This window comes from Shewanella sp. GXUN23E (assembly GCF_050865035.1).
In the GTDB taxonomy this organism is placed as follows: Bacteria; Pseudomonadota; Gammaproteobacteria; order Enterobacterales; family Shewanellaceae; genus Shewanella.
Genome location: NZ_JBOZWP010000012.1, coordinates 60,887 through 73,686, shown reverse-complemented (window position 1 = coordinate 73,686; position 12,800 = coordinate 60,887). Strand labels below are relative to the sequence as shown.

11 protein-coding genes are annotated in these 12,800 nt (G+C 53.9%); 7 read left to right on the top strand and 4 right to left on the bottom strand.

Annotated elements, in window-relative coordinates; all coding sequences use genetic code 11:
* Nucleotides 1–6 precede the first annotated feature (6 nt).
* The 6 genes from ACRRUX_RS12020 (at nucleotide 7) to ACRRUX_RS11995 (ending at nucleotide 7,636) form a co-directional block, all read left to right on the top strand.
* Nucleotides 7–711: a CoA transferase subunit A gene (locus tag ACRRUX_RS12020; RefSeq protein ID WP_432530581.1), complete on the top strand. Its 705-nt coding sequence runs from the start codon at nucleotides 7–9 to the stop codon at nucleotides 709–711.
* A gap of 20 nt (nucleotides 712–731) precedes the next feature.
* Nucleotides 732–1,388, top strand: coding sequence for a 3-oxoacid CoA-transferase subunit B (locus ACRRUX_RS12015; RefSeq protein ID WP_432530579.1), 657 nt, complete (start codon nucleotides 732–734; stop codon nucleotides 1,386–1,388).
* A gap of 268 nt (nucleotides 1,389–1,656) precedes the next feature.
* Nucleotides 1,657–2,082, top strand: coding sequence for a hypothetical protein (locus tag ACRRUX_RS12010; RefSeq protein WP_432530577.1), 426 nt, complete (start codon nucleotides 1,657–1,659; stop codon nucleotides 2,080–2,082).
* A gap of 317 nt (nucleotides 2,083–2,399) precedes the next feature.
* Entirely contained in the window at nucleotides 2,400–2,867 is a 468-nt protein-coding gene (locus tag ACRRUX_RS12005; RefSeq protein WP_432530576.1) for a rhodanese-like domain-containing protein, read from the top strand.
* Nucleotides 2,868–3,164: 297 nt separating this feature from the next.
* Entirely contained in the window at nucleotides 3,165–6,638 is a 3,474-nt protein-coding gene (mfd, locus tag ACRRUX_RS12000; protein WP_432530574.1) for a transcription-repair coupling factor, read from the top strand.
* Between the two features lie 2 nt (nucleotides 6,639–6,640).
* Complete coding sequence (locus ACRRUX_RS11995) at nucleotides 6,641–7,636, top strand: peptidoglycan binding protein CsiV (RefSeq protein ID WP_432530572.1); 996 nt, start codon at nucleotides 6,641–6,643, stop codon at nucleotides 7,634–7,636.
* A 74-nt stretch (nucleotides 7,637–7,710) separates the two neighbouring features.
* On the opposite strand, the gene ACRRUX_RS11990 is transcribed toward ACRRUX_RS11995, so the two are convergent.
* The 3 genes from ACRRUX_RS11990 to nagZ form a co-directional block, all read right to left on the bottom strand.
* Nucleotides 7,711–7,986 carry an acylphosphatase gene (locus tag ACRRUX_RS11990; RefSeq protein WP_432530570.1) on the bottom strand — a complete coding sequence of 92 codons (276 nt, stop codon included), beginning with the start codon at nucleotides 7,984–7,986 and terminating at the stop codon, nucleotides 7,711–7,713.
* Between the two features lie 532 nt (nucleotides 7,987–8,518).
* Nucleotides 8,519–9,061: an alpha/beta hydrolase YcfP gene (ycfP, locus tag ACRRUX_RS11985; RefSeq protein ID WP_432530568.1), complete on the bottom strand. Its 543-nt coding sequence runs from the start codon at nucleotides 9,059–9,061 to the stop codon at nucleotides 8,519–8,521.
* 11 nt (nucleotides 9,062–9,072) lie between these two features.
* A complete protein-coding gene (gene nagZ, locus ACRRUX_RS11980; RefSeq protein WP_432530566.1) occupies nucleotides 9,073–10,095 on the bottom strand; it encodes a beta-N-acetylhexosaminidase in 1,023 nt (340 codons plus the stop codon).
* A gap of 266 nt (nucleotides 10,096–10,361) precedes the next feature.
* Here nagZ and ACRRUX_RS11975 point away from each other — a divergent pair, with 266 nt between their 5' ends.
* Complete coding sequence (locus tag ACRRUX_RS11975; RefSeq protein ID WP_432530564.1) at nucleotides 10,362–11,738, top strand: L-serine ammonia-lyase; 1,377 nt, start codon at nucleotides 10,362–10,364, stop codon at nucleotides 11,736–11,738.
* 71 nt (nucleotides 11,739–11,809) lie between these two features.
* On the opposite strand, the gene cysB is transcribed toward ACRRUX_RS11975, so the two are convergent.
* Nucleotides 11,810–12,784, bottom strand: a complete 975-nt coding sequence (cysB, locus tag ACRRUX_RS11970) for an HTH-type transcriptional regulator CysB (protein ID WP_432530562.1) — start codon at nucleotides 12,782–12,784, stop codon at nucleotides 11,810–11,812.
* Nucleotides 12,785–12,800: the final 16 nt, after the last annotated feature.

Genomic DNA, 12,800 nt, shown 5'->3' with positions numbered 1-12,800 from the left:
AACAGTATGGCAGGACTGAATAAGGTCGTTGACAGTTATGAGGCGGCGCTGGCCGGTCTTACCGACGACATGACCATCATGGTCGGCGGCTTTGGTCTGTGCGGCATCCCCGAGGGCTTAATCGCCCGCATGGTGGCGATGCAAGTCAAAGGGCTGACCGCCATTTCCAACAACGCCGGAGTCGATGACTTTGGACTGGGGCTGCTGCTGAAACACCGCCAGATCAGCACCATGATCGCCTCCTATGTGGGCGAAAATGCCACCTTCGAGCAGCAGATGCTCAGCGGTGAGCTGAATGTCATCCTCACCCCTCAGGGCACGCTGGCGGAAAAAATCCGCGCCGGTGGTGCCGGTATTCCGGCATTTTTCACCGCCACCGGCTACGGCACCCCTGTGGCTGAGGGCAAAGAAACCCGCGAGATCAACGGCCGTCACTATGTGCTGGAGCCTTCACTGACCGCCGATTTCGCCCTGATCCGCGCCTGGAAGGCCGACACCATGGGTAATCTGGTATTCCGTAAAACCGCCGCCAACTTCAATCCCATGATGGCCACCGCGGGTAAAATCACTGTGGTCGAGGCTGAGGAAATCGTGCAGCCAGGTGAGCTGGACCCTGACCATATCCACACGCCGGGGATTTATGTTGATCGGGTGATTAAAGGCACCTTCGAGAAGCGCATCGAGCAGCGCACTGTTAAAGCCAAGAACTAAATCGGGTAAGGAGACGCAATATGGCACTGACAAGAGAACAACTGGCCCAGCGTGTTGCCCGTGAACTGAAAGACGGTTATTACGTCAATCTGGGCATTGGCATCCCGACCCTGGTGGCCAACTATATTCCCGATGGCATCGAAGTGATGCTGCAGTCGGAAAACGGCCTGCTCGGCATGGGGGAATTCCCCACCGAAGAGACGATCGATCCGGACCTCATCAACGCCGGTAAACAAACCGTCACCGCGGTAAAAGGCGCATCATTCTTCTCCTCCGCCGAGAGCTTTGCCATGATCCGTGGCGGCCATGTGGATTTGACCGTGCTGGGCGCCTTTGAAGTGGATGTGGAAGGCTCCATCGCCTCCTGGATGATCCCGGGCAAGCTGGTCAAAGGCATGGGCGGCGCCATGGATCTGGTGGCCGGCGCCGACAATATTATCGTCACCATGATGCACGCCGATAAATATGGTAACTCCAAGCTGCTGAACAAGTGCGAACTGCCGCTGACCGGTTTTGGCTGCATCAAGCGGGTACTGACCGATCTGGCCTTTGTGGAAATCAAAGATGGCGCCTTCCATCTGCTGGAGCGCGCCCCCGGCGTCAGCGTCGAGGAAATTATCAGCAAAACGGCCGGCGCCCTGGTGGTGCCCGAGCATGTGCCGGAAATGCAGTTTTAATCCCTTTCAAAATAGCAAAACCACCCGGACGGGTGGTTTTTTATCGCTTGTAAACGCTGGGCAGTATTGCCCGCGCCAGACTGGCATCCTGCAAAAATCACCTTGTCAGACACTTTCTGGCCTGTCATATCCTATATCACACGCCCAGTTCAACCCGATTACAGAGTGACGGCTTACATCCGAAACTGTGAGCTGAGCTCAAACGGCTGCTTTCTTGCGGGTTTTCTGGCAGGTTAAATAAAGTCACCGGCTAACCGGAGAGCCACCTATGTATTCATCCCAGCCAGGTCAGGTCTTTCGTCTGACTGCCGTGTTCAGCATGATTTTTGCCTTGATAGGATTTTCCTACAATGTCTGGCGCATGGAGGTCACAGAACAAAATGCCACGGTGCGGGATGCCGCTTTTGAAATCCTCAAAGAGGTCGCCGAGCTGGAATTGATAGTGTATGCCGCTCACTATGATGCTGACAGCGACACTGGCAATCCCCGTCGTGGCTGGGTCAAGGTAGGCCTCATTGAGGATTTGGCCTTGTTGATGCCAAAACCCGCGCAGCGATCCGCCGCTGCGCTGAAACAGGTGTGGCAACAGAATTGGGGCATCATGGGTCAGGATGAGCAGGCCGCAATGGCGATTGTCAGTGCGCTGGACCGCACCCGCAGTGAGATACGACAGGCGCTGATCACGCTGGAGTAACCCACACTCGCCCCCTGAATTGCTCGGCACCCCAGCATCCCGGGCGATATCTGACGATGATGGCACAGTAAATTTCTGACCGATGATACCTCTAAAAAACTGAAATCGATTTGCCCACGGGCGCAGAAAATATCTCTATTTGGCATTTCAAACTGTTTTTATAAAACAAGAATTCTCAAAAACAGCATTTCATCATCATAATTTCATTCAGTTTTTTTTAATTGTCAGGACAAAGGAAACTGTGATCCCGCGCCATTGAGTTGCTTCCAGGCCGGTTTTAACCTGTTGGCGATGAAATGAATTCCAAGGGAGTGACCATGAAACTGAAACACCTGACTCTGACTCTTATTCTGGGCAGCACACTGGCCGCTGGCCATGCCCTCGCCTATGATGCCGAATTGGCCAAAAGCTATCAGGCACAATTTGCGGGCATTGAAGGCGCTGCTGCAGGTAAAAATCTGGGTCTGATGAGCCCCGCAGCTTTTGTTGATGCCGTAAAAGCAGGCAAGCAAATGGTGGCTCTGGATATCCGCACCCCTGCGGAAATGTCAGTATTTGGCCTGACTCTGCCAAATAGCCTGAATATCCCTGCTAATCAGGTATTTGAGGCCGAGAACCTGGCTAAACTTCCCACTGACAAACCTATCGTGGTGTTCTGTAAGTCCGGTGCCCGTGCAACCGCTATCGGTACCGCCCTGCGCCACGCCGGTTTTGACAATGTGAAGATCCTGAAAGGTGGTTTCAAAGGCCTGTCAGCCTATATGGGCCCGGGTGAAGCCAACTGATTAAGGAAGTCGCCCGGGTAAGCCTCCCGGGCCCCCTGCTTGCTCTTTCTCCATGATCCGTTTTGGATTTGGCAGCCTGATGGCTGCCTTTTTTTGCCGAAAAGCGCCCTGAAACCCGGCCGCCTAAAAAGCCTGACCGGCCACGCTTGTTGAGCGATGCCGCAGATGCCCCCTCGCAGCAATGCCAGCTATCCACAGCTCAGCAATCCGCCGGCGATGGCCGCAAATACTGGCACCCATCAGCGCAAATCTCTACAATGTCGCCAACTTGTCGCGATAACAACAGCAAAGTATTCCATGTCTGAGTTTTCCGTCCTCACCCCACCCGGACACCACAAAAGTGCCCGTATTCAGGCGCTTTGCGCTCCGGCGGGTGTCGCCAAGGCGTTGACCCTGGCCAATATTGCCCGCCAGTATCCGGGCACCAGTTTAATTCTTACCCATGACACTCCCAGCGCCCTGACTTTGGAAGCTGAGCTGAACTATTTGTTATCCGGCTCAGGTACCGACGTGCGTTTGTTTCCTGACCGTGAAACCCTGCCTTATGACAGTTTCTCGCCCCATCAGGATTTGATCTCGGCCCGTCTCGAAACACTGTCACGCCTCGGTGGCGAGAAACATTCTGTGCTGATTGTGCCGGTATCAACCGCCATGGTGCGCCTGCCACCGCAATCTTTTCTCAGTGGCAATGTGCTGATACTGAAAAAAGGCGACAAATACGATTTGCAGAGCATGCGCCAGCGCCTGACTGATACCGGCTACCATCTGGTCGATCAGGTGTATGAACACGGTGAGTTTGCCATTCGCGGCTCGATTCTGGATCTGTTCCCTTCCGGCAGCAACAAGCCGGTACGCATCGAACTGTTTGATGATGAAATTGAGTCACTGCGATTTTTTGACCCGGAAACCCAGCGTTCCAGCTCGGAAGTGCCGCAATTGCGCATGTTGCCTGCGCGGGAGTTCCCGACAGACAATCAGGCCATAGAAGGTTTTCGCCAGCGCTATCGCCGCCGCTTCGAAACTATCTCCAAAGAGCCAGAGTCCATCTACCAGCAGGTGAGTAATAAACTCATGCCGGCAGGTATCGAAAACTATCTGCCGCTGTTTTTCGACGATACCGCCACGCTGTTCGACTATCTTCCCGCCGATACCCAGGTGATCTCCTGTGGTGATATTGAAGCAGCAGCCAAAGCACATCTGGCGGAAGTTGCCCAGCGTTATGAAGATCGAAGAGTTGATCCGTTGCGACCATTGCTGGCCCCGCAGGAACTGTATCTGCTGACAGAGCAGCTGTTTGCCGCCATCAAGCCATTACCCCGTTTTGTGGTAGCCCGCAGCAGCGATGCCAATGAAAGCCATAAACAGGCCAAAGCGACGGCGTTACCGGACATTACCGCCAATCACAAGCTCAAGCAGCCGCTGCAGGCGCTGGCTCAGTTTCATGCCGGGCAGCCCAATATCCGGCTGCTGTTTGTCGCCGAATCCGAAGGCCGTCGTGAAGCCTTGCTTGAGCTGCTGGCGAAGATTGCCATCCGCCCTCAGGTGTTGCCTCATTTCAATGCATTTGTGGAAAGCAAAGCGCCACTGGGACTGATTGTCGCGCCACTGGCCAACGGTTGCCTGCTGACAGATGCCAATTTGGCGGTGATTTGTGAGACTGAACTCTTCGGTCAGCGCATTGCCCAGCAGCGTAGACGGGAAAAAGAGCGCCAAATCAGCAGCGATCTGCTTATCAAAAACCTGGCAGAACTCAAGGTCGGCCAGCCTATCGTACATCTGGAGCACGGCGTAGCCCTGTATCAGGGGCTGGAAACCCTGGACACAGGCGGTCTGGTTGCCGAGTATCTGAAGCTGGAATATGCCGGCGGCGACAAACTCTATGTACCTGTCTCTTCATTGCATCTCATCAGCCGCTACAGTGCCGGCACGGAAGAATCGCTGCACCTGAATAAACTGGGCAATGAAACCTGGGCCAAAGCCAAACGCAAGGCGATTGAAAAAATCCGCGATGTGGCGGCTGAGCTTTTGGATGTGTATTCCCGCCGTCAGGCCCGTCCCGGTGAAGCCTGTAATCTGGATGAAGAGGAATATGCACTGTTCGCCAGTGGCTTCCCGTTCGAGGAAACCGCGGATCAGGAATCTGCCATCCATGCCGTGCTGGCGGATATGCGCTCGCCCATTGCCATGGACCGTCTGGTGTGCGGTGATGTGGGCTTTGGCAAAACCGAGGTCGCCATGAGGGCAGCGTTTGCCGCCGTCAACGATGGCAAGCAGGTGGTGGTGTTGGTACCCACTACCCTGCTGGCACAGCAGCATTACGAAAACTTCAAGGACAGATTTGCCGACTGGCCGGTGACCATCGAAGTGATGAGCCGTTTTCGCACCGCCAAAGAACAGGATCAGGTGCTGGAAAACCTGGCACAGGGCAAAGTGGATATCGTCATTGGCACCCACAAACTGCTGCAATCCGGGGCGAAATTTGAAAATCTCGGACTGCTTATCATCGATGAAGAGCACAGATTCGGGGTACGCCAGAAAGAGAAAATCAAGGCGCTCAGAGCCAACGTGGATATTCTCACACTGACCGCCACCCCCATTCCCAGAACCCTGAACATGGCCATGTCCGGCATGCGGGATCTGTCTATTATCGCCACCCCGCCGGCCAAGCGTCTGGCGGTGAAAACCTTTGTGCGCGAATACGACATAGCCACAGTGCGCGAAGCCATCATGCGGGAAATCCTGCGCGGTGGTCAGGTGTATTTCCTGCACAATGCCGTGGAAACCATTGAAAAATGTGCCGCCGATATCCGGCAGCTGGTGCCGGAAGCCCGGGTTGTCACCGCCCACGGCCAGATGCGCGAGCGCGAGCTGGAACAGGTGATGTCAGACTTCTATCACCAAAGGTTCAATGTGCTGATCTGTACCACCATTATTGAAACCGGTATCGATGTGCCCAGCGCCAACACCATTATTATCGACCGCGCCGACCATTTCGGACTGGCCCAGTTGCACCAGTTGCGCGGCCGGGTTGGACGGTCCCACCATCAGGCTTATGCGTACCTGATGACCCCTCATCCCAAGCGCATGACCAGCGATGCCCGCAAGCGTCTGGAAGCGCTGGAAGCACTGGAAGATTTGGGCGCAGGCTTTATGCTGGCTACCCAGGATCTGGAAATCCGCGGTGCCGGTGAGCTGCTGGGTGATGAGCAGAGTGGTCATATCTCCAAAATCGGCTTCAGCCTGTATATGGAGATGCTCGAAGGCGCAGTCAAAGCCCTCAAGGAAGGCAAGGAGCCATCGCTGGCGCAGATGCTCAACCAGCAGTGCGAGATTGACCTGAGGATCCCGGCGTTGCTGCCGGAGGATTATGTGGCAGATGTCAACATGCGGCTGTCGCTGTACAAACGCATCGCCAACTGTGACAGCGCCGCCGCGCTGGACGAACTGAAAGTTGAACTCATCGACCGTTTTGGCATGCTGCCGGATGCAGCCAAAAATCTGCTCAGTCTGACGCTGTATAAACATACCGCCACCGCCCTTGGGATCAGCAAGATTGAAATGCATGCCAAAGGCGGCAGCATGGAGTTTGCCGATCATCATCAGATAGATCCGGGATTTATCATTGGTTTATTGCAGAGCCAGCCACAAATCTATCGTATGGATGGGCCGAATAAGTTAAAGTTTCTCATCCCGGCAGAAACGCCGAAAGACAGGCTGGAGCTGGTTAGCACCATACTTGAGCAACTGTCACAACATCGTCTTGGAGAGTAAACGTGTTCCGTTTTATTGGAATTTCCCTGATGCTGGTCACTCTGCTTGGTGCCCCGCAGGCCTTTGCCAGTGAAGAAAACTGGTTCGAGGTGGAGGTCTATGTATTCAGTCGTCAGGCAAATGACACTGAGCAGTGGCCCGAAGATGCGGTGCCTGCCGATACCCGTAAAGCCATCGATCTGATCACCCCTGTGGTCGTCACCAATTTGAGCAGCCTCAATTCCGCGCTGAATGGCTGCGATGCCTCTGACTGGGCAACCCGGGCAGACTGGTGTAATGAGCAGCTGCAAACTACCGCCAAAGCGCATCCGGAAGTGATCCCTGCGGCGGTAGGAGCTCCCAAACCGACCTATGCCAAACCTCAGGAAGGGGCCGTGCTGCTGGCCAGTAGCCAAGGGCAATTTGATCAGATAATTGGTAAAATTTCCCGCGAGCCCGGTGTCACCAGTCTGCTGCATATGACCTGGCAGGAGAATATGTTGCCCCGCCGTCAGGCCAAGCCTATCCGCATCTTTGCCGGCAGAGACTTTGGCAAACAGTATCAGGAAAACGGCCTGTTGCTTGAGGACGATGATGATCTGACGCAGCATTTCAGCTACCTGAACGAATTTATGACACCGAAGGGCGAGCAGCCGGTATGGCAGTTGGATGGCACCATCAACATCTATCTGAATCACTGGCTTTATATAGAAACAGATCTGGTGCTCAGAGAAGAAGGTGAGAAAGCCCGTCTCAAAGGAACCCTGGAAGATGACCTGGCGCCCGGCCAGAGCCAGGATACGCAGCATCAGGCCGCCGAACAATCCCAGGCTGGGGACTCAACCCCCTTCCTGTATGCCATTCATATGAAACAGAATCGTCGGGTCAGAAGTGACGAGATGCACTACTTTGATCACCCCAAGCTTGGCCTGGTGATCCAAATTCGCAAGATGCAGCAGCCGGATGATAATCAGACCGGAGCGCCGGCACCGCAACCACCTCGCCAGAACGCACAGTAAACAACAAAAGGGCAGATTAACTGCCCTTTTTGCTGCCGTAACCAGCATGTCTTGCAAGCCGCTCCGAGCATTGGCTAGAGCGCGATAATCGAAAAATCCAGATAAAATTCATCACCCGGATCTTCATCGACGTCAACTCGACTGACACTGGCCGATGACGAACCCTGATGGCACCAGTCAATCAGTTGCGATACCGCAGGCTCACTGCCCTGTGCCAGAATTTCTACCCGACCATCATCGAGATTCCCCACATAGCCGGTTAGACTCAACGCGTTGGCCTTATCCAGCGTCCAGCGGCGAAACCCCACCCCCTGAACCAGTCCAGATACCCTGATACGTACCCTTTTCATCAAAAGGCTCCAATCAATGCCGTTACCGGAACCATATACCAGGGTTTTTCAACGCGCAAAAAAAACAGCTAGCGAAACCGCTGCTAGCTGTTATCGGGCGACATACGCAAACTACGTCATAAGCGGCCACACCTGTATCCAGATGTAACACGCCTCTGACGGTCGTCACTCTACAGGGATTATAGAAATCCGCAACTGTTTTTTAGCCATATCCCCGACTTTTTAACCATTTACCAGCACAAAATACCAAACAATGATCACCAAGCAGCTAAAGCATCGACCTAACATATTGATAAATAGGGGAAGACTTATACATAGACGGGAACGGTTGCTGCAATTCCGGACAAAAATAGCCGTCTGACAGCGGCGCCAAAACGCCGCGATATATCAGTCTAACCACAGGGAATCAGAGCATATTTTCAATGAAAGCAGGCATCGTGGAGCAAACATCGGCGGGGGGGCTGAGCAGGAAAAAATCGACAAATGACCGGCAACAGGGCCGGTCATTGATACTGACAATTTACCGTATTATTCAACTGGCGTCGCGAAACGCCTTGATAGTCATCAAATGCGAGGCAAGGGACGGAAACTTGTGCGGCTGAGCCTCATCCCAATGCACCTCATAAAAAGGCGACAAGGTATCGGCGATAGTGGTCGAATCAAACACTTCATCCTGCCTGGACAGCACAACCAGACTTTTACCCCGGTTTTTTTCCCTGAATTGCGATACGCATTTATTGGCGATATCAGCATACTCTTCTGGCCGGTCAATTTTGCCCGCCATATTCTGCTCAGGCCACAGATTGGGGTTGATCAATACACTTCGCAGCCCGGAGAGAAAGCCGATACGCTCACACCAATACGCGCCCAACCCCACCCCAATCATCAGAGGGCTGGCGTCATCGCTGAGTTTGCACTGCTTATCAACTTCATTGAGCAGGTGCTGCATATCATGGCGAGGATGCGCCGTGCTGTAGCTGATTAACCGTACATCCGGGTCAATAAATGCCAGTTGCCGTATTTTATCGTGATTGCCCGGACTGGTGGCATCAAAACCATGAAGGTATAAAATCATTTTGCCTCCTGTTATTGATTCGAACATCCATTGATTTGCATCGCCAACTCCCTGCCCCGCAGCCACCGCTGTTCATTCTCCAGTGCACTGACAGCATGCAGTGAGTCAGCCTTGAGCCTGCTGGCCGGACGGGTCGATGCCTGCTCAGGCCAGGGGAAATCCGCCAACACCTGTGCCACTCCGGCCGGATCGTTACACAGCAGGATCATATCGCAACCGGCATCAAGTGCCGCAGCGGCCCGGGCTCTGAAGCCACCGGCAAAAGACGCGCCGTGCATCCCCAGGTCATCAGAGAATATCACGCCATCGAACGCCATCTTATCCCGTAATATTTGTTGTAACCAATAGCGGGAGAATCCGGCGGGATTGGGATCAACTGCCGAGTAAACCACATGTGCCGGCATCATACCATCCAGCATACCGGTGGCGCACAGACGTATAAATGGTTGCATATCGGCAGCCTCTATTTGCTCGTAGCTGCGCTCGTCAACCGGCATGGCAATATGAGAGTCGGCCTGAACACTGCCATGACCGGGGAAATGCTTACCGACGCTGGCCATGCCGGCGCTGCGCATTCCCTCTATCCAGGCAGTCGCCAGCCGGGTCACTTCGTCGGGATCCGCGCTGAAACTGCGCTTGCCGATGACCTCGCTGATACGATTAAGATCCAGCACCGGGGCAAAGCTTAAATCAATATCGCAGGCCAGCAACTCAACCGCCATCACAAAGGCCAAATCCCGCGCCCACAGGCAGGCCTTGTGCATATCATTGTCAGCGGCGATCAGAATATCCCCCATTGCGGGGATAGAGGTAAAACCTTCGCGAAAGCGCTGTACCCGACCGCCCTCATGATCCACTGCGATCAGCAAATCCCGGCGAACTGCGCGGATCTGCCGCACCAATTCACATAACTGGACACGGCAGGAAAAATTCCGGCTGAACAGAATCACACCACCGACGGCCTCATGTTGCAGCTGCGCCGCCTCCAGCTCGCTGACCTGCAGGCCCACCAAATCCATCATCAGGTAACTCATTACTTCCCCTGCAACTGGCCAATATCAGCATTTCTTGGGAAAAATGCGCCATCCTGCACAATTTCACTTTTCCCGGATAAGCTTATCTGACATGGCTCATCAAAAAATCTAATGCTAAAAAACCGTAAAACCTATGGGATACTGGCAACCTGCGAATCACATTACGTCATACAAGTCCCATCTCCTCGTGCGTTTCAGGCCAAGAGTAACCCGAAGTGACAGGCAGCGCGAGTGATAACGGCAAGCAACCATAAAAGGCGAATCTCATGATTAGTGTTTTTGATATGTTCAAGATTGGCATCGGCCCTTCAAGCTCACATACCGTGGGTCCAATGAAGGCCGCCAAGGCCTTTGTCGACATCCTCGAGCACAAAGGCCTGCTTGGCAGGATTGATGAATTGCGCTCGGAATTGTTCGGCTCTTTGGGCCAGACCGGCAAAGGGCACGGCACAGGCAAAGCGGTGATTCTGGGGCTCATGGGTGAAGATCCGCAAACTGTCGATACCGACAAAGTGGATGAAATCCTGTGGCGGGTCGATAAAGAGCAGCAGCTGGTATTGCACAATGGTCATATCGTCAAATTCACCCGCGAAGAAGGCATTACCTACCACAGACGCAAGTCATTGCCGGCCCATGCCAATGCCATGACACTGTATGCTCTGAGCCAGGGAGAAGTGCAGTATGAACGCACTTACTACTCTGTCGGGGGTGGTTTTGTGCTGGATGAAGACGAGATCCTCGCCAAAAACGCATCTCCTGCCACCCCAATTGCAGAAGTGCCCTTTGATTTCAACTCGGCAGCCCAGTTGCTGGCACTGTGCAACGACAATGGCCTGAGTATTTCATCCCTGATGATGGCTAATGAGCGAACCGTCACCGCTGAAGCCGAGGTCAAAGCCGGGCTGTGGAAAATCTGGGAAACCATGAAGTCCTGCATTGAACGCGGTTATCAGCGCGAAGGACTGCTGCCGGGCGGACTCAAGCTGCGTCGCCGGGCGCCTGGTCTCTATCGCCGCCTGAAAGCGGAAGGCAAAAACAACATGGATCCCCTGACGGCCATGGACTGGGTGGACCTGTTCGCTCTGTCAGTCAATGAGCAGAATGCCGCCGGTGATCGGGTGGTCACAGCGCCAACCAACGGCGCGGCAGGCATTATTCCGGCAGTACTGTGTTACTACCACACTTTTGTACAGCCGGTTGATGAAGACATTTGCGCCCGTTACCTTTTGACGGCTGCCGCTATTGGCATTCTGTACAAGAAGAATGCCTCTATCTCCGGCGCCGAGGTGGGTTGCCAGGGCGAAGTCGGCGTGGCTTGCTCGATGGCCGCAGCCGGTTTAACAGAGATCATGGGGGGCACAGTGGTGCAGGTTGAGAATGCCGCTGAAATCGGCATGGAGCACAACCTGGGGCTGACCTGTGACCCTGTCGGCGGACTGGTGCAGGTGCCCTGCATTGAGCGCAATGCCATGGGCGCGGTCAAAGCCATCAACGCCTCACGTATGGCACTCAGGGGTGATGGTAATCACAAGGTATCATTGGACAAGGTAATCAAAACCATGATGGATACCGGCAAGGATATGCGCTCAAAATACAAGGAAACCGCCAAAGGCGGCCTGGCCGTCAACATTGTTGAGTGCTGATTGTCGCCACAAAAAATCCCGCACTTGCGGGATTTTTTATGCTCGTCGAAAAACCGGTGTGTTATGGCTTCTCAGCGAACCGGCAGTTTAAAGTCAGCAAACATCTCATCAATGGCCTGTGCATCTCTGAGCGCCACGGCTTTTTCCACCACATCCCGGGTCAGGTGCGGCGCAAAACGTTCAATAAAATCGTACATATAACTGCGCAAAAAACTGCCTTTGCGGAATCCGATTTTAGTCGTGCTGTACTTAAACAGATGACTGGCATCGATCACCCGCAGATCCTGATCCAGTTGCTTATCTATCGCCATGGTTGCGATAACGCCTACCCCCAGTCCCAAACGGACATAGGTCTTCAGCACTTCCGCACTGGTGGCGCTGAACACAACTCTGGGCTCAAGCCCGGCCCGATTAAACGCCTTTTCAATCTCAGAGGCTTTATCAAAACCAAATACATAAGTGACCAGTGGATAACGTGCCAGTTCCTCGATACTGAGTTTGCTGACATTGGCCAGTGGATGGTCTTTGGGGACGACAATACTGCGATTCCAGTGATAACAAGGCAGCATGATAAGGTCGCTGTACAGGTGCATCGCCTCGGTAGCAATAGCAAAGTCCGCATCGCCGCGAGCCGCAAGTTCGCTTATCTGTTGCGGCGTGCCCTGATGCATATGCAGATTGACCTTGGGGTAACGGTCGATGAACTGACGGATAATATGGGGCAAGGCATATCTGGCCTGGGTATCCGTGGTGGCAATGTTCAGCTCCCCCTGATCCGGGCGAGTATACTCTTCAGCCACTCGTTTGATGCTGTCAACTTTGCCCAGAATATCGTTGGCAATCGCTATCACCTGTTGTCCGGCAGGCGTCACATGGGTAAGGTGCTTGCCACTGCGGCCAAAAATCTGGATACCAAGCTCATCCTCCAGCATACGAACCTGCTTACTGATCCCGGGTTGGGAGGTATACAAATTTTCAGCCGTGGCCGAAACATTGAGGTTATGGTTAACTACCTCGGCAATATACCTGAGTTGTTGCAGCTTCATAGTCCATCCTTTGCTT